The organism is Burkholderia sp. Ax-1719 (genome assembly GCF_011753055.1).
GTDB lineage: Bacteria > Pseudomonadota > Gammaproteobacteria > Burkholderiales > Burkholderiaceae > Paraburkholderia.
This window is the reverse complement of sequence record NZ_VWWJ01000008.1, coordinates 245371-267525: the sequence shown is the minus strand read 5'-3', so window position 1 is coordinate 267525 and position 22155 is coordinate 245371. Positions and strand designations below refer to the sequence as shown.

The window sequence follows — 22155 nt, the reverse complement described above, 5'->3', positions numbered from 1 at the left end:
GGGCCGCACCGCGCCAGGGACGAACCCAGCCGCAGCGGCAGCCGCCGCGGCGGCGGCCGCCCGACCGCGCACCGCAGGGCCGGGACGCAGGCCAGGCTAGCCTTCCAGGTTCGCCGCGCCGCCCTTCCGGCTTCTGCTTCCGTTCGAGCGCACGCCGTAACGCGTGCTGCCCCAAGCCACGCCCAGCAAAGCCGGCGCGCTGGCTTTAAAATCGACCTGATTTCAATTGAGCTGAACCGGGCCGCCCCGTCGGGCTGAGCGCAAGATCGCCAGCCACGCTCCGGGCACGCCACATCGCATCACGACAGAGACCATGGATATCGACCAGTACATGACCGACCTCGGCCAGCGCGCCCGCAAGGCTTCGCGCGCGATGGCCCGGGCCTCGACGGCCGCGAAGAACGCCGCGCTCGAAGCGGTGGCGCAGGCCATCGAGCGCGAGACGCAGCAGCTCAAGGACGCAAACGCCCGCGACCTCGCACGCGCGAAGGAAAAGGGCCACGACGCGGCTTTCATCGACCGCCTGACGCTCTCGGACAAGGCGCTCAAGACGATGGTGGAAGGGCTGCGCCAGGTCGCCGGGCTGGCCGATCCGATCGGCGAGATCAGCAACATGAAGTTCCGCCCGAGCGGCATTCAGGTGGGGCAGATGCGCGTGCCGCTGGGCGTGATCGGCATCATCTACGAATCGCGCCCGAACGTGACGATCGACGCGGCGGCGCTGTGCCTGAAGTCGGGCAACGCCACGATCCTGCGCGGCGGCTCCGAAGCGCTCGAATGCAACACGGCGCTGGCGAAGCTGATCGGCGAAGGTCTGGCGGCGGCGGGTCTGCCGCAGGACGCCGTGCAGGTGGTCGGGACGGCCGATCGCGCAGCGGTGGGCAAGCTCATCACCATGGCGGAATTCGTCGATGTGATCGTGCCGCGCGGGGGCAAGAGCCTGATCGAGCGCCTGATGGCCGAAGCGCGCGTGCCGATGATCAAGCACCTCGACGGCATCTGCCATGTGTATGTGGATGACCGCGCGGACCTCGCCAAGGCGCTGAACGTGTGCGACAACGCCAAGACGCATCGCTACGGCACCTGCAATACGATGGAGACGTTGCTGGTTGCGCGCGGCATCGCCCATGACGTGCTGCCGCCGCTGGGCCGCCTCTATCGCGACAAGGACGTGGAACTGCGTGTGGACGCCGCGGCGCGTTCGATTCTCGCGGACGCCAATGTCGGCCCACTCGTGGACGCCACCGAAGAAGACTGGCGCACCGAATACCTCGCGCCCGTGCTGGCGATCAAGATCGTGGACAACCTCGATCAGGCCGTCGAGCACATCAACCACTACGGCTCGCATCACACGGACGCTATCGTCACCGAAGACCACGACCGCGCCATGCGCTTCCTGCGCGAAGTGGATTCGGCGAGCGTGATGGTGAATGCGTCGACGCGCTTCGCCGACGGCTTCGAATTTGGTCTTGGCGCGGAAATCGGCATTTCGAACGACAAGCTGCATGCGCGCGGCCCGGTCGGCCTCGAAGGGCTGACCTCGCTCAAGTACGTCGTGCTGGGTCACGGCGAAGGCCGCCAGTAAGTCCTGCGAGCGGTGCGCCGCATGTTGCTGTGCTGCGCGCCGTCACTTCGCTCAACAATCGAAGAAGAAAAATATGTCGATGCTCTGGGTCAAGACGTTTCACATCGTGCTGATCGCTTCGTGGTTCGCGGGCCTGTTCTATCTGCCGCGTATCTTCGTCAATCTCGCGATGGAAACCGAACCCGCGGCAACGCAGCGCCTGCTCATCATGGCGCGCAAGCTCTACCGTTTCATGACGATGATCGCCGTGCCGGCGCTGCTATGCGGACTGTGGCTGTGGCTCGTGGTGGGGATCGGGCGCGGCCAGGGCTGGATTCACGCCAAGGTGGGCGTGGTCGTGCTGCTGATCATCTATCACGCGTACTGCGGGCGTTTGCTCAAGACGTTCGAGCGCGGCGAAAACCGCCGCTCGGACAAGTGGTATCGCATGTTCAACGAACTGCCTGTGCTCGGCATGCTGGCGGCTGTGGCGCTCGCTGTTATCAAGCCGTTCTGATCGTTGCGCTTCTCTTTCCTCTGACGGGCAGCCTTAGATGCTGCCCGTTTCCTTTCTGCGCATGCGCGACGCCGCCACGCGCCAGCCGTCTTCGCGCTTCACGAATACATCGGTGAAGCGATACTCGATCGCCTTGTAGCCCGCTGCCGGCGTGTAGCGGTTGATGCCGGTCGCGACCGCGACGTTGTCGAGCACCTGCACGCGCACGTCTTCAAGCACCTGTGAACTGCTGGGCGGCGTTCCGGCTGCGGCTAGCAGATCCCGTTTCGTGCGGCGAATGTCGCCGGGAAAGACTTCGAAAAATTTATCGTCGAGCAGATCGTTGAGAACCGGACGGTCGCCTTCGGAGGCGGCTTGCGTCCATTGATGCTCAAGCAACTGCACCTGAAGCGCGTCGGAAATGGGACCGACGTGCGGTGACGGCGCGACATCGGCGAAAGCGGTGATGGCCAGCACACTGGCGGCGACAAAGATAAACAGACGTTTCATGGCGTTTCCCTGGATGGATCGACGAGCCGCGGCGGTGTGCAGCGACTGGCTATGGGAAACGGCACAAGCGACGTGGTGTTAGTGATTGCCTCGATCGAGTCAGTGTTTCCCGACAAATTGATTCTATTTATCCGACGTTCTATCAGGAATAGGACAAATCTCAAAAGCCGGAAGAGGCGTGAGCGCCTTGGGTCCGGGAGATAGTGGCTTTGTTTTTTTTGATTATTTGATTGCGATTTATGTTGGCTTGATTGTTATTTTATTTTTGTTTGTGAGTTATTTTTTTAAAAGAAATTCTCATTTGAATTTTATTGTAATGAGATTGTTCTTATTTTCTTGATTCGATAATGAGACTCCAATTTGATGGCGAGTTTGTCGCTGTTTTGATTGGGAGTTTTCTTATGTTGTATGGATTTGCTTATCCATAGAGTCGCGGATGTCGTTGCAATTTGTCTGATTAATTTTGTAGGCCGAAATCCAGTGTGCTTGACGGATCTCTATCGCTTCTCTTGAGGTGGCAAGCGAAGCGATGAGATGAGTGGGCGGTGGATTTTGCGGTCACGGTTAATTCAGCTGGATTGATTCACGAATCTGGTCGTCGTGCGTGTGCAGACGTATGCAGGTACGAACCGGGAATTCCGTCTCTCATCAGGGTAAGCAACAATGAATAAGACATATAGATCCGTTTGGAATGAAACCACGGGGACGTGGGTCGCGGTGCAGGAAAATGCGTCGGCAAGAAGTAAAAGCGGAGGCGGGAAGGCTTCACGCAAGTTCCTACCCGCTAACGCGGTAATGGTTGCGGCGGGCATTGGCAGTTTTGCTTTCGCTCAGCATGCAATGGCCGGATCTATTGAGAATTGCGGGAATGGCCAAAGCTCCTACGCCAGCTTCACGAACTGGACTGGGACTTGGGGAACTGTCGCTACAACGGGCCTCCTTCCCCAAGACTGTACCTATATGCCTAGTGGCGCAGCGATGCCTGGCAGTGGGGTAATTATTTCGGAAGACCCCAACTACTTTAATCCGAGCAGCAAGTACGCGACGATATTGATCGGTCAGACCGGTTCGAACGGCGCCGCCGCAGGGGTAGTTTCCATTTATGGGCCCAGCGGTATCAACCTGATGAACCAGACCAGCCTGAACAACAATAAGATTGTTTCCCTGGCAAGCGGGACGGTTTCGAACGCCAGTCTGGACGCTGTGAATGGCTCGCAGCTTTACGGCGTTGCATCGAGCGTTGCTGCGGATCTCGGCGGTGGATCGAAAGTCGCTTCGGACGGTTCCGTTAAGGTCCCCTCGTATGTTTTGTCTGGAAAGACATACAACGACGTAGGTAGTGCTCTTGCCGCAGTTTCTTCGAGCAGTAGTAGCACGGACCCGCTGGCGGTGCACTACGACAAGGCGGCGATGACCAAGGTCACGCTGGGCGGCTCCAGTACGGCCCCGGCAGTGACGCTGACGAACGTGGCGAACGGCACGTTGAGCGCCTCAAGTTCGGATGCGGTAAGCGTCTGATGGCAAACCGGTAGCGGCGCGGGTGGCCGCCGCCGGTAGGTCATCTTTTACATCGCGCTTCGGCCGGCCGGCATGCTTCGCTAGCCAGGGCCGAAACACAAAGCGGACTCCTTCAGGAGTCCGCTTTTTTTATTGAGCCCGTTTTGCGAAGGCTTTAGCCATTCGGATCCAGTCGACGCTTCGCGATGATGTCCTTGGCGTCGGCCAATTTCTCGGCGAGTTCGGGGCCGCGCTGCAGCGCCACACCCACGGCCAGAATGTCGCCGATCGCAAGATGGGAAGTGCGCGACGTCATCGGCGAAAAGACGTCGGTGTCTTCGTCGACGTTCGCATGCAGGCCCACGCTCGCGAGTCGCGCGAGCGGCGAGGTGCCGTGCGTGATCGCGATGACTTTTGCGCCGCGGTCGAGCGCGGTACGTGCCGCATCCACCACGTCGCGCGTGCGGCCGGTGTTCGAGATGGCAACGACGACGTCGCCCGGTCCCAGCAACGCCGCAGACATCAGGAAGGTGTGCGGGTCCGAGTAGGCCACGCTCGGCATCCCCAGCCGGAAGAACTTGTGCTGCATGTCCTGTGCGGCGATGCCTGAGCCGCCCGCGCCATAGAACTCGATGCGCGCTGCTTTCGCCAGCAGCGCGATGGCAGCGCCCAGCGCATCGGTGGAGAGATTGTTGCGTACCTGCACGAGCGCGCCGATGGTGCGCTCGAGCACTTTGGCTGCGACGCCGGGAACGGGTTCGTCCGGGCTCACATCGCGGTAGACGGCCGGCAGTTCAGTCGGCAGATCGCCGGCCACGGCCTGCGCCAGCCGGATCTTGAACTCGCGAAAGCCCGAGAACCCGAGCGCATGACAGAAGCGCGCAATCGTCGGCTGGCTGACGCCTGCGCGCTGCGCGACTTCGGTCATCGACAGGTCAAGCATCTCGCGCGGAGCCTGGACGATGTAATCAGCGAGCTTGCGCTCGGAGGGGCGCAATTGCTCGCGTATGGCTTTCACCTGGGACAGCAGCATCAGGAAACTCGCACTATGCTGAAAGATCCGTGGACTATAGCGGATCGTGACTCATGTACAAAAACTACAAGAAATGGTTGCGCGAATCAATTGAGGTTTTGCCCGATCGCCATCCAGTAAGGGTGACGCAGATGTTTTCAGTGTTTGCAGCATTCCTTACCAGGGCAAAACCGGGATTGCGAGCGTGTAGTTTTTCTACTAACATCGCGCCATCGCTGCCTGGACCGCGTGATGCGTCCCCGAGCGTCCCCGCGAGATAAAAAGGAAGGAGATTCGATGGTTTCCCCGCATTCTCAATTGATGAAGGTCACGCGGCGCGTGATCGAGCGCAGCAAGCCCACGCGTGAGGCTTATCTCGCGCGCATCGTGGCGGCGCAGGACCGTTTCCCGGTACGCGGCGCGCTCTCGTGCGCGAATCTCGCTCACGGTTTCGCCGGTCTCGAAGGGCGCGACAAGATCGCGATCAAGTCGATCAAGGAACCGAACATCGGCATCGTCTCGTCGTATAACGAGATGCTCTCCGCGCACGCGCCCTACAAGGATTTCCCCGAGATCATCAAGAAGGCGGCGCGCGAGGGCGGCGGCGTCGCGCAATTCGCGGGCGGCGTTCCGGCCATGTGCGACGGCGTCACGCAGGGCAATGCGGGCATGGAACTGTCGCTGTTCTCGCGCGAAGTGATCGCGATGAGCACGGCCGTGGCGCTCACGCACAACATGTTCGACGCGGCGCTGTGCCTGGGCGTGTGCGACAAGATCGTGCCTGGCCTGCTGATCGGCGCGCTGCAATTCGGTCATCTGCCGACCATCTTCGTACCCGCCGGTCCCATGACCACGGGCATCTCGAACGACGACAAGGCCAAGGTGCGCCAGCAGTTCGCCACCGGCCAGTGCGGCCGCGAGGCGCTGCTCGAATCCGAAGCCGCCGCCTACCACGGCCACGGCACCTGCACCTTCTACGGCACGGCTAACAGCAATCAGATGTTGATGGAAGTCATGGGCCTGCATCTGCCGGGCTCGGCGTTCATCCATCCGCATACGCCGCTGCGTGACGAACTCACCGCAGCCGCCGCGCGTCGCGTGCTCGAACTGACGGTCGAGCGCGGCAATTACACGCCGATTGGCCATGTGGTCGACGAAAAGGCCGTGATCAACGGCATCGTCGCGCTGATGGCGACGGGCGGTTCGACCAACCACACGCTGCACCTCGTGGCGATGGCCCGCGCGGCCGGCATCCTGATCGACTGGAACGACTTCGACGAGCTGTCGGCGTCGGTGCCGCTGCTCGCGCGCGTCTATCCGAACGGCAAGGCCGACGTGAATCACTTCCACGCGGCGGGCGGCATCGCCTTCCTCGTGCGCGAACTGCTCGATGGCGGTTTGCTGCACGAAGACGTCAAGACCGTGGCGGGCGACGGTCTGCGCCACTACGCGCAGGAACCGAAACTGCTCGACGGCAAGCTCACGTGGGTGCCCGCGGTGGAAAAGAGCGCCGATCCCGCCGTGCTGCGTCCGCTGCCCGAGCCGTTCCAGCCGGACGGCGGTCTGCGTCTGATGCAAGGGCGTCTGGGTCGTGGCGTGATCAAGATTTCGGCGGTCGCGCCGAATCACCGCACCGTGCGCGCACCGGCGATCGTGTTCGATTCGCAGGAAGCCGTGCAGGAAGCTTTCGATCGCGGCGAACTTGAGCGCGATTTCGTGGCGGTCGTGCGCTTCCAGGGCGCGCGCGCCAACGGCATGCCGGAGCTGCATCGACTCACGCCGCTGCTCGGCGTGTTGCAGGACAAGGGCTTTCACGTTGCGCTGGTGACGGATGGCCGTATGTCGGGTGCGTCGGGCAAGGTGCCCGCCGTGATCCACGTGTCGCCGGAAACGCTGCTGCATGGTCCGATCGGCAAGGTGCGCGATGGCGATACGATCGTGATCGACGCGGTGGCGGGTGTGCTCGATATCGAAATCGACGACGCCGAGTGGGACGCTCGCCCGGTCGCGCTGCCCGCGCATCAGGAAAGCAACGAAGTGGGTTTTGGCCGCGAGCTGTTCGGTGTGTTCCGCGCCGCGGCCGCGCCGGCCGAGCTGGGCGCGACGGTGTTCGGCCCGCTGGTCGGCGAGACGCCTGCGCATGCGGCCTCGATTCCGGCTGCCGCCCATCTGGCGCACTGATCGACGCAAAAAGCGGCGAAGCAAGCGGCAAAGCACGCCACGAACTGAATTCATCATCAAGGAGCCTGAACATGGCAACAAACACGGTAGCCGACATCGTCCGTCTCGGTCCGGTGATCCCGGTGCTGGCATTCGATACGCCGGAGCAGGGCGAGCACGTGTCGCGCGCGCTGCACGCAGGCGGCGTCAAGGTGCTGGAAATCACGCTGCGCACCAAGGCCGGTCTCGAAGCGATCGAGCGCGCCGCGCAGATCGCGCCGGATATCGCCGTTGGCGTGGGCACGATCACCAAGCCCGAGCATTGCGAGCTGGCGAAGAAGGCCGGCGCGACGTTTGGCGTTTCGCCGGGCCTCACGCGCGAGATCCATCAGGCGTCGCTCGACGCGGGCCTGCCGCTGCTGCCGGGCGTCATGACGCCGACCGACATCATCGTGGCGATGGAACTCGGCTACGAGATCGTCAAGTTCTTCCCGGCGGTGCCGGCGGGCGGCCTGAACATGCTGCAGGCGTTTCACGGCCCGTTCCCGACGCTCAAGTTCTGCCCGACCGGCGGCATCAGCGCCGAAACCGCGCCGAACTTCCTCGCGCTGCCGAACGTGGTCTGCGTGGGCGGTTCTTGGCTCACGCCGAAGGCCGCGCTCGCCAATCAGGATTGGGCCGAAGTGACGCGCCTCGCGCGCGCCGCGAGCGAACTGTCGCGCCCGGTGCGCTGAGTTCGATGCGCGTCGCGCACGGCAGACGGGTTCGAAGAGTGTTCGAGCCCCGAATTTAACGCCGTCAGCGCCGACAAAAATCACGAGCCGCGCAGGCCGCGCCCACTGGGCGTCGCGCCTGCGCGGCTCGCTCGTCTTTCGCGCAGACAACCGCGAAAGCCGTTATAACCTCTACAATCTCGGCCCGGCGACGGCCGACCCCTTCCGCCTGGAGCGCATTGTGCGTCGCCGCGCGACCGCGGAAGGGAATGAACAACTACCTGGAGAGGAGCCTCATGGGAGTGGCCCACGGCAGTTCGCTGCTGATTTACGCGCTCGTCGCGATTGCTGCGCTGATCTTCATGATCACGCGCTTAAAGGTGTATCCGTTTCTCGTCCTGATCATCGTATCGCTGCTGCTGGGTCTCGCCAGCGGCATGCCGATGGATCAGATCGTCAAGTCGTTCGAGACCGGCAACGGCAACACGCTCGGCCACATCGCGATCGTGGTGGGTCTGGGCACGATGCTCGGCAAGATGATGGCCGAATCGGGCGGCGCCGAGCGCATCGCCACCACGCTGATCCGCTGGTTCGGCGAGAAGAACATTCACTGGGCGATGATGTGCGTCGCCGTGATCGTCGGCTTGCCGGTGTTCTTCGAAGTGGGCTTCGTGCTGTTGATTCCGATTGCGTTCAACGTTGCGAAGCGCACCGGCAAGTCGCTGCTGCTGATCGGCCTGCCGATGGTCGCGGGTCTGTCGGTGGTGCACGGCCTGATTCCGCCGCACCCGGCCGCGCTGCTCGCCGTGCAGGCGTATCACGCCGATATCGGCCGCACGATTGCCTACGGTCTGATCGTCGGCATTCCGACGGCGATTGTCGCCGGTCCGCTGTTCGCGCTCTTTATTCACCGCCACATCAAGCTGCCGGAGAACAATCCGCTCGCCGCGCAGTTCGTCAGCAAGGCCGAGCCGAAGCCCGACAGCGAATTGCCGAGCTTTGGCGTCACGCTCTTCACGATCCTGCTGCCGGTGCTGCTGATGCTGATCGGCTCGTGGGCGGACCTCGTGTTCGCGCCGAAGACGCTGCCGAACAGACTGTTGCATTTCGTCGGTACGTCGGATGTCGCGCTGCTGATCGCGGTGCTGGTAAGCTTCTGGACCTTCGGTGCGTCGCGCGGTTTCAATCGCGAGCAGATCCAGAAGTTCTGCGGCGATTGCCTCGCGCCGATCGCGGGTATCACGCTGATCGTTGGTGCGGGTGGTGGTTTTGGCCGCGTGCTGATGGACAGCGGCGTGTCGAAGGAGATCGTCGATCTCGCGCAGACGGCGCATCTGTCCCCGCTGCTGCTGGGCTGGCTGGTCGCTGCGCTGATCCGTCTCGCGACGGGCTCGGCCACGGTGGCGATGACGACGGCCTGCGGCATCGTCGCGCCGATCGCCACGGCGGCCGGTGTGAGCGTGCAGCCGGAACTGCTCGTGCTGGCCACGGGTTCGGGCTCGCTGATCTTCTCGCACGTCAACGATGGCGGTTTCTGGCTGATCAAGGAATATTTCGGCATGACCGTGGGTCAGACGTTCAAGACCTGGTCGCTGCTGGAGACGATCATTTCGCTGCTGGGCCTCGGACTGACGTTCGCGCTTTCGGTCGTGGTGTAACGGGTAACTAATGTGTGGGGTCGGAGCACGTGCTCCGACTCATGAGGAGCAGTACATGATTCTGATAGCAATGGGCGTGTCGGGCGCCGGCAAGACGCGCATCGGCGAAATGCTGGCCGAGCGCCTCGAATGCACTTTCACCGACGGCGACGCTTTCCACAGCGAAGCCAACAAGAAGAAGATGCACGACGGCATTCCGCTGACCGACGATGACCGCTGGCCCTGGCTGCGCACGATTCGCGAGGCGATCGAAGAGAAGCAGCGCGCGCACGAGACGGCCGTGTTCACGTGCTCGTCGCTCAAGCGCTCGTACCGCGACATCCTGCGCGGCGGCGACCACGACGTGTGTTTCGTCTATCTGAAGGGTTCGTTCGAAGTGCTGCACGACCGTCTCGCGACGCGCACCGGTCACTTCTTCGATCCGTCGCTGCTGCAAAGCCAGCTCGATACGCTCGAAGCGCCGGGCACGGACGAAGCGATCATCGTGAGCATCGAACTCACGCCCGAGCAGATCGTCGACGATGTGCTCAAGCAACTGGAAACGCGCCGCGCGGGTTGATCCGCGAGCGCTGGCAAAACTGTTTGCCGCAGACGTAAAAAAGCCCCGGTTTCAAACCGGGGCTTTTTGTTTCCAGCGGCGCGCGCCAGAAAAGGCTTAAGCGATGCGCTTGGCCAGTTCCGCTGCCTTGCCGATATACGAGGCCGGCGTCATCTCCATCAGACGCTGCTTAGCGTCTTCAGGAATCGCGAGGCCCGAAACGAAGGTCTGCAGCGCTTCGCGCGTGATGCCCTTGCCGCGCGTGAGTTCCTTCAACTGCTCGTACGGGTTTTCGATGCCGTAACGGCGCATGACGGTCTGCACCGGCTCGGCCAGCACTTCCCACGTTGCGTCGAGGTCTTCGTTCAGGCGCTGCGGATTCACTTCAAGCTTGTCCAGACCGCGGATCAGCGCGTCGTACGAGAGGAGCGAGTAGCCGAACGCGACGCCGATATTGCGCAGCACCGTCGAGTCGGTCAGGTCGCGCTGCCAGCGCGAAACCGGTAGCTTGTCGGCGAGGTGGCGCAGCGTCGCATTGGCGAGGCCCAGATTGCCTTCCGAGTTTTCGAAGTCGATCGGGTTGACCTTGTGCGGCATGGTCGACGAACCGATTTCGCCGGCCTTCAGCTTCTGCTTGAAGTAGCCCAGCGAGATGTAGCCCCACACGTCGCGGTCCAGATCCAGCAGGATCGTGTTCGCGCGCGCGACGGCGTCGAACAGCTCGGCCATGTAGTCGTGCGGTTCGATCTGGATCGTGTACGGGTTGAACACGAGCTTCAGACGTTGCTCGACGACTTCCTTCGAGAACGCTTCCCAGTCGAATTCCGGATACGCCGACAGATGCGCGTTGAAGTTGCCGACCGCGCCGTTCATCTTGCCGAGCAGTTCGACCTTCTCGATACGCGTGATCGCGCGCGCCAGACGCGCCGCGACGTTGGCGATTTCCTTGCCGAGCGTGGTCGGGCTGGCGGGCTGACCGTGCGTGCGCGAGAGCATCGGCTGGTCGGCCTGCGCGTGCGCGAGCTTCACGAGGCGCTCATACACCGAGCGCAGCGCCGGCAGGATCACGTGTTCGCGCGCACCGGCGAGCATCAGGCCGTGCGAGGTGTTGTTGATGTCTTCCGACGTGCAGGCGAAGTGGATGAACTCGCTGGCGCGCTCCAGTTCCGGCTGGCCCTTCACCGATTCCTTGAGCCAGTATTCGACGGCCTTCACGTCATGGTTCGTCACGCGCTCGATGTCCTTGATGCGCGCGGCGTCGTGCGCCGTGAAGTTCTCGGCGAGCTTGAGCAGGAACTGCTCCGACGCTTCCGAGAAGCGCGGTACTTCCGCAAAGCCTGCCTGCGACAGTGCGATCAGCCAGTGGATTTCCACGGTCACGCGGTTGCGCATGAAGGCGGCTTCCGAGAGCCAGTCGCGCAGGGCTTCGGTTTTCGACGCGTAGCGGCCGTCGAGCGGGGAGAGCGCGTTGAGCGCGAAGAGGGTATCGGGACGAGTGTCGGACATGATGGGGACGTAACGGTTGACGTTACGATCAGAAAGGAACCGGGGGGAGCCGCATATTTTATCACCACGCTGACAGCGCCCGGGCGGCAATCCGGGCGGCGCGGCTGGACACGCTCTGGGCGCTTTTCGGACTCATCTGACAGACCTCGGAGGCGTGCGGCGATACCTTGGCAGGATCGGCAGCGTTGGCTGCTTCCCGCCTGGCGATCCGCATGAACCACGATTCCGCTTCATCCCTCTCCCATTCTGTTGCCGATGCCGCGCATTTCATCGAGGCCGGTCTCGCCGAGCATCGCGCGGGCCGTCCCGACGCGGCCCACGTGTTCTACGAACGCGCGCTTGCGCAAGATCCCGGCTGTGCTGCCGCACTGCACTATCTCGGCGTGCTCGCCATGGGCCGCGACGACTGCTCGTCGGCTGTTCTATTGATGGATCGCGCGCTGGCGTTGGCGCCTCATGATGCTCACTGCCTGAGCAACCGCGGCGTCGCGGCCGCACGCCTGAACGATCAGTCCGGTGCGGCCATGTTCCAGCGCAAGGCCATCGGGCAGGCGCCCGATTTCGCCAACGCGCACAACAATCTGGGCAATGCGCTGATGGAGCTAGGCGAAACGGCGGATGCGCAACACCATTACCGCCGCGCTCGCGCGCTGGAGCCGCAATCGGCGCAGTTCGCCTTCAATCTGGGGCGCGCGCTGGAAAAGGCAGGGCATACCGACGAGGCGCTTGAACAATTTCGCGAGGCGCAGGCGCTTGGCGCGAACGACACGCCGACACTCATGTGCCTGGGAAGGCTCCTGCGCGCCACGAAGCAGCATGAGCAGGCGGCGGTCTGCTTCGAGTCCGTGGTCGCTCGCGAACCGGACAACGCGAGCGCGCACTTCGAGCTGGGCTATGTCTACGACGCGGTGCACCGCTATGAAGAGGCCATTCCGCTCTATCAGCAAGCCATCATGTTGAAACCGGACGCGGCAGGCGCGGTCAACAACCTCGCCTTCGCCTACACGGCGCTTGCGCGCTACGACGAGGCGGAAGCCCACTACCGGCGCGCGCTGGAAATGAACCCCGGCTTGCCCGAGTCGCAATTCCAGCTCGGCATGTTGCTGTTGCGGCGCGGTGAGTACGACACCGGCTGGCCGCTGTTCGAAAACCGCAAGTTCACCGCCACTGCCAAAGCCAATTACCGCAAGCTCCCCTGCGCCGAATGGCACGGCGAATCGCTCGCGGGCAAACGCCTGTTGATCGCGCGCGAGCAGGGCGTGGGCGACCAGATCCAGTTCGTGCGTTACGCGGGAGCGATGGCGGCGATGGGCGCGCAAGTCGACGCCTGGGTCGCGCCGGAACTGGCCTCGCTCGTGGCGACGGTGCCAGGCGTGGCGCGCGTGCTCGACGCCGCGCCCAGCGACGAGGCCATCGCCGCGAATTACGATTACTGGTGCGACGTGATGAGCCTGCCGCTGAAGTTTCCCGGCCAGCCGATCTACGCCACCACGCCCTATATGTACGCCGATGCCGCGCAAAGCGCCGCCTGGCGCGCGCGCGTGGCCACGCTTTCGGGCGGCGCGCGCAGGCGCATCGGCCTCGTCTGGGCGGGCAATCCGCGCCATCACTTCGACGCCTTCCGTTCTGTGCCGCTGACGACCTTGTTGCCGCTCGCGGCACTCGAAGGCAACGCCTGGTTCGCCATCCAGAAAGGTCCGGGCGCGACACAGCTTCCCGATGTGGCGGGCCGCTGGCCGCTGCACGCAGTCGGCGATGAGCTGCACGACTTCGCCGGCACGGCCGCGCTGATCGAGAATCTCGATCTGGTGATAACCGTCGATACTTCGGTTGCGCACCTTGTCGGCGCGCTGGGCAAGCCGGTCTGGGTGCTGTTGGCCGCGCAGCCAGACTGGCGCTGGGGCGCGGGCCGCGAGGATTCCGTCTGGTATCCGTCGGCGCGTGTGTTCCGGCAGACCACGCTCGGTGACTGGAGCGGCGTGGTGGCGGCCTTGCAGGCGGCGCTGGCCGAATCGCCGCGCTAGCTAGCCACCTGCACCGGCAGAAATTCGCCACGGCCTGGCGCGCTCGGGCCTAGAATGCGGACTTCTCATCCGAACGCCGGTCCCGCATGGAACTCAAATGGCTCGAAGACTTCGTTTCGCTCGCGGAAACGCATAGTTTCAGCCGCTCAGCCGAGCTGCGCCACGTCACCCAGCCGGCGTTCTCGCGCCGCATCCAGGCGCTTGAAGCGTGGCTCGGCACCGAACTGATCGATCGTTCGGTTTATCCCACGCGGCTGACATCGGCGGGGCAGGTGTTCTACGAGCAGGCGCTGGCGATGCTGTCGCAGTTCCATGAGGCGCGCACGGTGCTGCGAGGCCACACGGCCACGCCCGCGGCGACCATCGAATTCGCGGTGCCGCACACGCTCTCGCTCACGTATTTCCCGCGCTGGCTGCAGCGTATCGAGGCGAAACTCGGCCGCATTCACACGCGCTTGCGCGCGCTCAACGTGCATGACGCCGTGCTCTCGCTGGTCGAAGGCGGTTGCGATCTGGTGATGGGCTATCACCATCCGAGCCATCCGGTGACGCTCGATCCGGCGCGCTACGACACGCTCACGCTCGGCATCGAATCGATCAGCCCGTACTCCGCGCCGCAACGCGCGGGCCGCGCGCGCTACACGCTGCCGGGCACGCCCGACGCGCCCGCGCCGTATCTCTCCTACACGCCCAACGCGTATCTCGGCCGCATGACCGAGGTGATCGTCGCCAATGCGCCGACGCGGCTTTATCTGGACCGCGTCTACGAAACCGATATGGCCGAAGGCCTCAAGGCGATGACGCAGGCGGGCCACGGCATCGCCTTTCTGCCGCACAGCGCGGTGGAGGATGCGGTGGCGACGGGCAAGCTGATCCGTCTCGACCGAGGCACGCGTGGCGCGCCCGAAGGGCAATTCACGCTCGACATGGAGATCCGTCTCTATCGCGACAAGCTCGCCGCCCAGGGTGACGATGCCCGCGAGGCGCTCGTGCGTGCGCTCTGGGACGCGGTGAGCGAGGAAATCGCGCGCGGCTGAGGCCGCAGCCTCGTCAACGCATACTCACGCACACTCACGAACACGCTCGATGCGAAAGCGGACACGGCGGCGCAAGCCACCGTGTCCGCTTTCGCATTGCTGTTTTGCGCGCCTTGAAACAATCATTGCGTCATGTTGACGCGCCATCGTCGCTCCCGCAAACGCCCGCCGTTACTGGATATCCGCGACACGTTCTTTCGAATTCTCCAAGGTTATGCATGAAAAGCATAACGTGATGAGCAAACGGCATTGGCGCTTGTGAATCGCTTTTCTGACAATGGCGTCACTTGTTCGATCGCTTGGAGCGTTCATGTCTTCCCAATCGCAGTCTGCTGTGTCTTCGGTTCCTTCCTACCTTCACGCCGACGCGCTCGGCCCGTGGGGCAACTATCTCCGTCAGGTGGATCGCGTCGCGCCGTACCTCGGCTCGCTGTCGCGCTGGCTCGAAACGCTCAAGCGTCCGAAGCGCATTCTGATTGTCGATTGCCCGATCGAACTCGATAACGGCACGGTGGCGCACTTCGAAGGCTATCGCGTGCAGCACAACGTTTCGCGCGGTCCCGGCAAGGGCGGCGTGCGTTATCACCAGGACGTTACGTTGTCCGAAGTGATGGCGCTGTCGGCGTGGATGTCGGTGAAGAACGCTGCCGTGAACGTGCCGTACGGCGGTGCGAAAGGCGGTATCCGCGTCGATCCGCGTACGCTGTCGCGTGGTGAACTTGAGCGCCTGACGCGCCGTTACACCAGCGAAATCGGCATCATCATCGGACCGAACACCGACATTCCTGCGCCGGACGTCAACACGAACGAGCAGATCATGGCGTGGATGATGGACACGTACTCCATGAACCAGGGCCAGACGTCGACGGGCGTCGTGACCGGCAAGCCGATCTCGCTGGGCGGCTCGCTCGGCCGTCGCGAAGCTACGGGCCGCGGCGTGTTCGTGGTCGGTTGCGAAGCGGCTCGCCGCAAGGGTCTGTCGATCGAAGGCGCACGCATCGCCGTGCAGGGCTTCGGTAACGTCGGCGGCATCGCTGCGCGTCTGTTCCAGGAAGCGGGCTCGAAGCTCGTTACGGTGCAGGACCACACGGGTTCGATCTACAAGTCGACCGGTATCGACGCTGACGCGCTGCTCGAGCACGTTGCGAAGACGGGCGGCGTGGCGGGCTTCGCCGGCGCCGACATGCTGAGCAACGACGAATTCTGGACCATCGAAACCGACATCCTGATTCCGGCCGCACTGGAAAACCAGATCACGGAAAAGAACGCTGGCAAGATCCGCACGAAGATCATCGTCGAAGGCGCAAACGGCCCGACCACGACGGCAGCGGACGACATCCTGCACGACAAGGGCATCCTCGTGATTCCTGACGTCGTGGCGAACGCGGGCGGCGTGACCGTTTCGTACTTCGAGTGGGTGCAGGACTTCTCCAGCTTCTTCTGGACCGAAGGCGAAATCAACGAGCGTCTTGAGCGCGTGATGCGCGAAGCGTTCACGGCGGTCTGGCAAGTGTCGAGCGAGCAGGGCGTGTCGATGCGTACGGCAGCGTTTATCGTCGCTTGTAAGCGCATCCTGATGGCGCGCGAAATGCGCGGCCTGTACCCCTGATCGAAGCGGTAAAAATTGCATCGCCGGCCATCCGCCGGCGCTGAGTCGTAACCGACGGGCGGCCCCCACAAGGGGCCGCCCGTTTTTGCATTTGCACTGTGAAAAAACGATGAAAAAGCCGTGACGAAGCGGGACTTCATGCGGCGTGCAACCCTGCTTCGAAGCGGGTTTTGAAGCAGGTTGTGCGTGCTTGCAACGCCAGGGTCGGCCTTTATTCTTTCAATAAAATTACTTTGCTACACTGCCCTCGATCCATGCCAAGAAGGAGATCACAGATGAAATTCAAAAAGGCCGCGCTCGTTCTCGCCACCCTCGGACTGGTCGCCGTCGGTGCACACGCGCAGGACTCGGGGACGCTCAAAAAAATCAAGGACACGGGCGTTATCTCGCTGGGTCACCGCGAATCGTCGATTCCGTTTTCGTACTATGACGACAAGCAGAACGTGATCGGCTATTCGCAGGACTACGCGCTCAAGATCGTCGAGGCCGTGAAGCAGAAGCTGAACATGCCGAACCTCAAGGTCAAGATGGTGCCGATCACCTCGCAGAACCGTATTCCGCTCGTGCAGAACGGCACGATCGACATCGAATGCGGCTCGACCACGAATAACGCCGAGCGTCAGCAGCAGGCCGCCTTCACGAACACGATCTTCGTGATCGGCACGCGCCTGATGACGAAGAAAGACTCGGGCATCAAGGATTTCGCGGATCTCAAGGGCAAGACCGTCGTGACAACGGCGGGCACGACCTCCGAGCGTCTGCTGCGCAAGATGAACCAGGACAAGAACCTGGGCATGAACATCATCAGCGCGAAGGATCATGGCGAGTCGTTCATGACGCTGTCCACCGGCCGCGCCGTGGCGTTCATGATGGACGACGCGCTGCTCGCAGGCGAGCGCGCCAAGTCGAACAATCCGGGCGATTTCGTGATCGTCGGCACGCCGCAATCGCGTGAAGCGTACGGCTGCATGCTGCGCAAGAACGACCCCGAGTTCAAGAAGGTCGCCGACGACGCCATCGCCAAGGTCGAAATGTCGAGCGAAGCCGACGCGATCTACAAGAAGTGGTTCGAATCGCCGATTCCGCCGAAGGGTCTCAACCTGAACTTCCCGGAAAGCGACGACATGAAGGCGCTCTACAAGAGCCCGAACGACAAGGCTATCGACTGATTCCGGTCTCAACCCCCTGATCAGCGTGTAACACAGGACGGAAGAAGCGGACGCAAAAGCGGCGCTTCTTCCGTTCTTTTTGTTGGAGTCTCTTCATGTCCTATCACTGGAACTGGGGCATTCTGCTCAGCCCGGTCTCGACGGGCGAACCCACCACGTACCTGGGCTGGCTGATTTCGGGCCTCTGGGTGACGGTGTCGGTGTCGCTGTGCGCGTGGGTGATCGCGCTTGTCGTCGGCTCGTTCTTCGGCGTGCTGCGCACGGTGCCGAACCGTTTCCTCGCGGGCGTCGGCACGGTCTACGTGGCGATTTTCCGCAATATTCCGCTCATCGCGCAGTTCTTCATCTGGTACTTCGTGCTGCCGGAACTCGTGCCGCCTTCGCTTGGCAATGCGTTCAAGCAACTGCCGCCGGGCATCCAGTTCTTCACGGCGTCGGTGATCTGTCTGGGCCTCTTCACGGCCGCGCGCGTGTGCGAGCAGGTGCGCTCGGGCATCAACGCCTTGCCGCGCGGCCAGCGTGCCGCCGGGCTGGCGATGGGCTTCACGCAATGGCAGACGTATCGCTACGTACTCCTGCCGGTTGCGTACCGCATCATCGTGCCGCCGCTGACGTCCGAGTTTCTCAACATCTTCAAGAACTCAGCGGTGGCGTCCACCATCGGTCTGCTCGATCTGTCCGCCCAGGCGCGTCAGCTCGTGGACTACACGGCGCAAACGTATGAGTCGTTCATCTCGGTCACGCTCGCCTATGTGCTCATCAACGTGGTCGTCATGGCGCTGATGCGCTGGGTCGAAGCGAAGACCCGGCTGCCCGGCTATATCGGAGGCAAGTGATGCATCATTTCGACTGGAGCGGTATTCCGGGCGCACTGCCTACCCTGTGGACCGGCGCCATCGTCACCTTCAAGATCACGGTTTGCGCGATCGTCGTCGGAATTGTGTGGGGCACGCTGCTCGCGCTGATGCGGCTGTCGGGCGTGAAGGCGCTGGAGTGGTTCGCCAAGGGCTATGTCACGGTGTTCCGTTCGATCCCGCTGGTGATGGTCCTGCTGTGGTTCTTCCTGATCGTGCCGCAGGTGCTGCAGAATCTGCTGGGCCTGTCGCCCGATATCGACATTCGTCTCGCTTCGGCGATGATCGCGTTCTCGCTGTTCGAGGCCGCGTATTATTCCGAGATTATTCGCGCGGGCATTCAGGCGGTGCCGCGCGGGCAGGTCAACGCGTCGTTCGCGCTGGGCATGCGGTATGGTCAGGCGATGCAGCACGTGGTGCTGCCGCAGGCGTTTCGCGCGATGGTGCCGCTGCTCCTCACGCAGGCCATCGTGCTCTTTCAGGACACGTCGCTCGTGTACGTGATCAGTCTCGCCGACTTCTTCCGCACGGCCACCAACATTGGCGATCGTGACGGAACGATGGTCGAGATGGTACTGTTCGCGGGCGCATGCTATTTCGTGATCTGCGTGATCGCGTCGAGCCTTGTGAAAGGTCTTCAGAAAAAGGTCGCAAGATGATTTCAATTAAGAACGTTTCGAAGTGGTACGGCCAGTTCCAGGTACTGACCGACTGCACGACGGAAGTGAAGAAGGGCGAGGTGGTGGTGGTGTGCGGGCCGTCGGGCTCGGGCAAGTCCACGCTCATCAAGACCGTCAACGGACTCGAGCCGTTCCAGCAGGGCGAGATCCTCGTGAACGGCCAGTCGGTGGGCGACAAGCGCACCAATCTCTCGAAGCTGCGCGCGAAAGTGGGCATGGTGTTTCAGCACTTCGAGCTGTTCCCGCATCTGTCGATCACGGAAAATCTGACGCTCGCGCAGATCAAGGTGCTCGGCCGCAGCAAGGACGAAGCCACGCAAAAGGGCTTGAAGCTGCTCGATCGCGTGGGCCTGCGCGCGCACGCCGACAAATATCCCGGCCAGCTTTCGGGCGGTCAGCAGCAACGCGTGGCGATTGCGCGCGCGCTGTCGATGGACCCGGTGGCGATGCTGTTCGACGAACCGACGTCCGCGCTCGATCCGGAAATGATCAACGAAGTGCTCGACGTGATGGTCGAACTCGCGCAGGAAGGCATGACCATGATGTGCGTGACGCACGAAATGGGCTTTGCGAAGAAGGTTGCGCATCGCGTGATCTTCATGGACAAGGGCGCCATCGTCGAAGACGACCGCAAGGATGACTTCTTCGCCAATCCGAAGTCGGATCGCGCAAAGGACTTCCTCGCGAAGATCCTGCACTGATCGACGCAGCCATAACGCAAAAGCCGCGCAGCCCTTGGGGTTTGCGCGGCTTTTTTCGTTTCTGGCGGCAGTGGGTTTATTCGCCCCAGGTCTGCAGGGTTTCGACGGCTTCCGCGTCGATTTCGCCCGGTTGCACGTTCAACGAAGGGCACGGCGAAATGCGCGGCGCGCTGGCGGACGCGTCCAGCGACGGGTTCTTCAGCTTGTCGAGCACCTTCTGCGGCACCGGCACGCGGGTCTGCGCGATGACCTCGCCGTGCTGGAACATCAGCAGATCGCCGGGCGCGAAGCGGGTCCAGACTTCGTTGTCGGTCAGCGGAGCGGTGGCGATCACCGCGACGCGGTCTTCAGGCGTGGTGTACTTCGCGAAGTCGATGGAGACGTCGGCGTCCACCAGGTGCGCGGTCGAGAACGGCCAGCGGCGCACCAGATAGTGCAGATGGGTCGAGCAGTGCGCGAACAGCGCCTGACCATTCGACATCAGGAAATTGAACACGCCGAACTGCGTGATCTCGCGCGTGAGCGTCTCAAGCGCGGCGAACAGTTCGTCGAGCGGCGGCTGCGAACCCGGAAACGCCTTGCGCAGACCTTGCAGCAGCAGGCAGAACGCGCGCTCGCTGTCGGTCGTGCCCACTGGCTGATAGACGCCCGTCATGACCGGATTGAAGTCCTGCAGATCGCCGTTGTGCGCGAAGATCCAGTGGCGGCCCCAGAGTTCGCGCTGGAATGGGTGGCTATTTTCCAGCGAGCAGCTGCCCTGGGTGGCCTTGCGGATATGCGCGATGGTGTTGCGCGACTTGATCGGATAGCGCTTGACCATCTCGGCGATGGGCGAGCGGGCCGAGGCCTCGTTGTCGATAAAGAGGCGGCAGGCCTTGTCCTCGAAGAACGCGATACCCCAGCCGTCGGCGTGGTGATCGGTGGCGCCGCCGCGCGCCGCGAATCCGGTGAAGGAGAACGTGACGTCCGTCGGCGCGGCGCAGTTCATTCCGAGAAGTTGGCACATGGCGCGTATCTGATGCTGTGTTACTGCCGGCGAAGCTGGGCCGGAATCGGCCTGATGTCCCGGTACAATGATGATTTTCCAAGCATATCACCGGCCTGCGACGCGCCAATACGAAATTTGTCGGATGCTTTCCCGTCCTGCGCGAAAGCGCGCCAGAACGGCGTTTGCGCCGACATCGCGGAAATGCGGCTGTCGTTTGCGCGCGACGCCCGCACGCTGCGTGACGCGGTATCGCCGCGATGCCTGGTTCCCCGGATTCCCTCGATCCACCCGCGTCACCCGTAACAGACACGTACCCGACTAGCCATGAACGCTTCCACCCCCACGACTCTTACGCTCGCCCGCCCCGACGACTGGCACCTGCACGTGCGCGACGGCGCGATGCTCGCAGCGGTCCTGCCGCACACCGCGCGCCAGTTCGGCCGCGCGATCATCATGCCGAACCTGAAGCCGCCGGTCACCACGACCGAAATGGCCTCGGCGTACCGTGACCGCATTCTCGCGGCGCTGCCCGCGGGCATGACGTTCGAGCCGCTGATGACGCTTTATCTGACCGACAACACGCCCGCCGACGAAATCCGCCGCGCCAAGGCGAGCGGCTTCGTGCATGGCGTGAAGCTGTATCCGGCGGGCGCGACCACCAATTCGGACGCGGGCGTGACCGACATCCGCAAGTGCGCGAAGGCACTGGAAGCGATGCAGGAAGTGGGCATGCCGCTGCTCGTGCACGGCGAAGTGACGAGCCCCGACATCGATCTGTTCGACCGCGAAAAGGTCTTCATCGACCGCGTGATGACGCCGCTGCGCCGCGATTTCCCGGGCCTGAAGGTGGTGTTCGAGCACATCACGACCAAGGACGCCGTCGACTACATCCGCGCCGATAACGCCGCTCCCGGCCTGCTGGGCGCAACCATCACGGCGCATCACCTGCTGTACAACCGCAACGCGATCTTCCTCGGCGGGATTCGTCCGCATTACTACTGTCTGCCGGTGCTCAAGCGCGAAACGCACCGCCTCGCACTGGTCGAAGCGGCGACGTCGGGTGATGCGCGCTTCTTCCTCGGCACGGATAGCGCGCCGCACGCAAAGGGCCTGAAGGAACACGCCTGCGGCTGCGCGGGCTGCTACACGGCGCTGCACGCGCTGGAGTTGTACGCCGAGGCGTTCGACAACGCGGGCGCGCTCGACAAGCTCGAAGGCTTCGCCAGCTTCTTTGGCGCAGACTTCTACGGTCTGCCGCGCGCGGCCGATACGGTCACGCTGCGCCGCGAAGACTGGGAACTGCCGACGGAAATCGAAGCGGGCGGCGTGCCGGTCGTGCCGCTGCGCGGCGGCGAAACCATCGGCTGGAAGCTGGTTTGAGCGTTTCGCCGCGGGGCGGGGCGGAGATCGATGCGATTGATGCGATCGATGCGAGCGCA

At 63.0% G+C, this 22155-nt stretch carries 19 protein-coding genes; 15 read left to right on the top strand and 4 right to left on the bottom strand.

Translation table 11 applies throughout. The annotated features are described in order from the left end of the window. Nucleotides 1-265: 265 nt before the first annotated feature. Entirely contained in the window at nucleotides 266-1585 is a 1320-nt protein-coding gene (locus tag F3J17_RS17585) for a glutamate-5-semialdehyde dehydrogenase (RefSeq protein ID WP_167061213.1), read from the top strand. A gap of 73 nt (nucleotides 1586-1658) precedes the next feature. After that, nucleotides 1659-2081, top strand: a complete 423-nt coding sequence (locus F3J17_RS17580) for a CopD family protein (protein ID WP_205194835.1) — start codon at nucleotides 1659-1661, stop codon at nucleotides 2079-2081. 33 nt (nucleotides 2082-2114) lie between these two features. Here the strand turns inward: F3J17_RS17580 and F3J17_RS17575 are convergent, their stop codons facing one another. Further along, on the bottom strand, nucleotides 2115-2570 hold the full coding sequence (locus F3J17_RS17575; RefSeq protein WP_167061161.1) for a nuclear transport factor 2 family protein: 456 nt from the start codon (nucleotides 2568-2570) through the stop codon (nucleotides 2115-2117). Nucleotides 2571-3548: 978 nt separating this feature from the next. Between F3J17_RS17575 and F3J17_RS17565 the strand changes: the two genes are divergently transcribed. Further along, nucleotides 3549-4088 carry a hypothetical protein gene (locus F3J17_RS17565; protein WP_167060564.1) on the top strand — a complete coding sequence of 180 codons (540 nt, stop codon included), beginning with the start codon at nucleotides 3549-3551 and terminating at the stop codon, nucleotides 4086-4088. A 154-nt stretch (nucleotides 4089-4242) separates the two neighbouring features. On the opposite strand, the gene F3J17_RS17560 is transcribed toward F3J17_RS17565, so the two are convergent. After that, the gene (locus F3J17_RS17560) at nucleotides 4243-5100 is read right to left on the bottom strand and encodes a MurR/RpiR family transcriptional regulator (protein WP_167061158.1); all 858 of its coding nucleotides are present in this window, start codon (nucleotides 5098-5100) and stop codon (nucleotides 4243-4245) included. A gap of 276 nt (nucleotides 5101-5376) precedes the next feature. Here F3J17_RS17560 and edd point away from each other — a divergent pair, with 276 nt between their 5' ends. The 4 genes from edd to F3J17_RS17540 all read left to right on the top strand — a co-directional run bounded on the left by edd (nucleotide 5377) and on the right by F3J17_RS17540 (nucleotide 10169). After that, the gene (gene edd, locus F3J17_RS17555; RefSeq protein WP_167061155.1) at nucleotides 5377-7260 is read left to right on the top strand and encodes a phosphogluconate dehydratase; all 1884 of its coding nucleotides are present in this window, start codon (nucleotides 5377-5379) and stop codon (nucleotides 7258-7260) included. A 71-nt stretch (nucleotides 7261-7331) separates the two neighbouring features. Beyond that, a complete protein-coding gene (gene eda, locus F3J17_RS17550; protein WP_167061152.1) occupies nucleotides 7332-7973 on the top strand; it encodes a bifunctional 4-hydroxy-2-oxoglutarate aldolase/2-dehydro-3-deoxy-phosphogluconate aldolase in 642 nt (213 codons plus the stop codon). Nucleotides 7974-8248: 275 nt separating this feature from the next. Next, nucleotides 8249-9610 (top strand): GntP family permease, encoded by a 1362-nt coding sequence (locus F3J17_RS17545; protein ID WP_167061149.1) that lies wholly within the window; start codon nucleotides 8249-8251, stop codon nucleotides 9608-9610. A 55-nt stretch (nucleotides 9611-9665) separates the two neighbouring features. After that, a complete protein-coding gene (locus F3J17_RS17540; protein WP_167061146.1) occupies nucleotides 9666-10169 on the top strand; it encodes a gluconokinase in 504 nt (167 codons plus the stop codon). Between the two features lie 96 nt (nucleotides 10170-10265). Here F3J17_RS17540 and purB read toward each other — a convergent pair whose 3' ends face one another. After that, nucleotides 10266-11654, bottom strand: a complete 1389-nt coding sequence (purB, locus tag F3J17_RS17535) for an adenylosuccinate lyase (protein ID WP_167061144.1) — start codon at nucleotides 11652-11654, stop codon at nucleotides 10266-10268. 212 nt (nucleotides 11655-11866) lie between these two features. Between purB and F3J17_RS17530 the strand changes: the two genes are divergently transcribed. From F3J17_RS17530 to F3J17_RS17500, 7 genes are all read left to right on the top strand, one after another. Beyond that, a complete protein-coding gene (locus F3J17_RS17530; RefSeq protein ID WP_167061141.1) occupies nucleotides 11867-13678 on the top strand; it encodes a tetratricopeptide repeat protein in 1812 nt (603 codons plus the stop codon). A gap of 86 nt (nucleotides 13679-13764) precedes the next feature. After that, nucleotides 13765-14715: a LysR family transcriptional regulator gene (locus F3J17_RS17525; RefSeq protein ID WP_167061139.1), complete on the top strand. Its 951-nt coding sequence runs from the start codon at nucleotides 13765-13767 to the stop codon at nucleotides 14713-14715. A gap of 310 nt (nucleotides 14716-15025) precedes the next feature. Further along, on the top strand, nucleotides 15026-16324 hold the full coding sequence (locus F3J17_RS17520; RefSeq protein WP_167061137.1) for a Glu/Leu/Phe/Val dehydrogenase: 1299 nt from the start codon (nucleotides 15026-15028) through the stop codon (nucleotides 16322-16324). Nucleotides 16325-16599: 275 nt separating this feature from the next. Next, a complete protein-coding gene (locus tag F3J17_RS17515) occupies nucleotides 16600-17493 on the top strand; it encodes a glutamate/aspartate ABC transporter substrate-binding protein (protein WP_167061135.1) in 894 nt (297 codons plus the stop codon). 95 nt (nucleotides 17494-17588) lie between these two features. Further along, nucleotides 17589-18329, top strand: a complete 741-nt coding sequence (locus F3J17_RS17510; protein WP_167061133.1) for an amino acid ABC transporter permease — start codon at nucleotides 17589-17591, stop codon at nucleotides 18327-18329. Further along, nucleotides 18329-19006 (top strand): glutamate/aspartate ABC transporter permease GltK, encoded by a 678-nt coding sequence (gene gltK, locus F3J17_RS17505; protein ID WP_167061131.1) that lies wholly within the window; start codon nucleotides 18329-18331, stop codon nucleotides 19004-19006. The genes F3J17_RS17510 and gltK overlap by 1 nt, the downstream gene beginning before the upstream one ends. After that, a complete protein-coding gene (locus F3J17_RS17500; protein WP_167061129.1) occupies nucleotides 19003-19728 on the top strand; it encodes an amino acid ABC transporter ATP-binding protein in 726 nt (241 codons plus the stop codon). The genes gltK and F3J17_RS17500 overlap by 4 nt, the downstream gene beginning before the upstream one ends. Nucleotides 19729-19804: 76 nt before the next feature. On the opposite strand, the gene F3J17_RS17495 is transcribed toward F3J17_RS17500, so the two are convergent. Then, nucleotides 19805-20734, bottom strand: coding sequence for a class II glutamine amidotransferase (locus F3J17_RS17495; protein ID WP_167061126.1), 930 nt, complete (start codon nucleotides 20732-20734; stop codon nucleotides 19805-19807). Nucleotides 20735-21040: 306 nt separating this feature from the next. On the opposite strand from F3J17_RS17495, the gene pyrC reads away from it, so the two are divergent. Beyond that, the gene (gene pyrC, locus F3J17_RS17490; protein WP_167061123.1) at nucleotides 21041-22096 is read left to right on the top strand and encodes a dihydroorotase; all 1056 of its coding nucleotides are present in this window, start codon (nucleotides 21041-21043) and stop codon (nucleotides 22094-22096) included. Nucleotides 22097-22155 lie beyond the last annotated feature (59 nt).

What these genes read in the sequence shown, in the direction of transcription:
- F3J17_RS17580 (WP_205194835.1), top strand. Translation starts at nt 1,659, where the DNA reads ATGTCGATGCTCTGGGTCAAGACGTTTCACATCGTGCTGATCGCTTCG.
- F3J17_RS17575 (WP_167061161.1), bottom strand. Translation starts at nt 2,570, where the DNA reads ATGAAACGTCTGTTTATCTTTGTCGCCGCCAGTGTGCTGGCCATCACC.
- F3J17_RS17565 (WP_167060564.1), top strand. Translation starts at nt 3,549, where the DNA reads ATGCCTGGCAGTGGGGTAATTATTTCGGAAGACCCCAACTACTTTAAT.
- F3J17_RS17560 (WP_167061158.1), bottom strand. Translation starts at nt 5,100, where the DNA reads ATGCTGCTGTCCCAGGTGAAAGCCATACGCGAGCAATTGCGCCCCTCC.
- edd (WP_167061155.1), top strand. Translation starts at nt 5,377, where the DNA reads ATGGTTTCCCCGCATTCTCAATTGATGAAGGTCACGCGGCGCGTGATC.
- eda (WP_167061152.1), top strand. Translation starts at nt 7,332, where the DNA reads ATGGCAACAAACACGGTAGCCGACATCGTCCGTCTCGGTCCGGTGATC.
- F3J17_RS17545 (WP_167061149.1), top strand. Translation starts at nt 8,249, where the DNA reads ATGGGAGTGGCCCACGGCAGTTCGCTGCTGATTTACGCGCTCGTCGCG.
- F3J17_RS17540 (WP_167061146.1), top strand. Translation starts at nt 9,666, where the DNA reads ATGATTCTGATAGCAATGGGCGTGTCGGGCGCCGGCAAGACGCGCATC.
- purB (WP_167061144.1), bottom strand. Translation starts at nt 11,654, where the DNA reads ATGTCCGACACTCGTCCCGATACCCTCTTCGCGCTCAACGCGCTCTCC.
- F3J17_RS17530 (WP_167061141.1), top strand. Translation starts at nt 11,867, where the DNA reads ATGAACCACGATTCCGCTTCATCCCTCTCCCATTCTGTTGCCGATGCC.
- F3J17_RS17525 (WP_167061139.1), top strand. Translation starts at nt 13,765, where the DNA reads ATGGAACTCAAATGGCTCGAAGACTTCGTTTCGCTCGCGGAAACGCAT.
- F3J17_RS17520 (WP_167061137.1), top strand. Translation starts at nt 15,026, where the DNA reads ATGTCTTCCCAATCGCAGTCTGCTGTGTCTTCGGTTCCTTCCTACCTT.
- F3J17_RS17515 (WP_167061135.1), top strand. Translation starts at nt 16,600, where the DNA reads ATGAAATTCAAAAAGGCCGCGCTCGTTCTCGCCACCCTCGGACTGGTC.
- F3J17_RS17510 (WP_167061133.1), top strand. Translation starts at nt 17,589, where the DNA reads ATGTCCTATCACTGGAACTGGGGCATTCTGCTCAGCCCGGTCTCGACG.
- gltK (WP_167061131.1), top strand. Translation starts at nt 18,329, where the DNA reads ATGCATCATTTCGACTGGAGCGGTATTCCGGGCGCACTGCCTACCCTG.
- F3J17_RS17500 (WP_167061129.1), top strand. Translation starts at nt 19,003, where the DNA reads ATGATTTCAATTAAGAACGTTTCGAAGTGGTACGGCCAGTTCCAGGTA.
- F3J17_RS17495 (WP_167061126.1), bottom strand. Translation starts at nt 20,734, where the DNA reads ATGTGCCAACTTCTCGGAATGAACTGCGCCGCGCCGACGGACGTCACG.
- pyrC (WP_167061123.1), top strand. Translation starts at nt 21,041, where the DNA reads ATGAACGCTTCCACCCCCACGACTCTTACGCTCGCCCGCCCCGACGAC.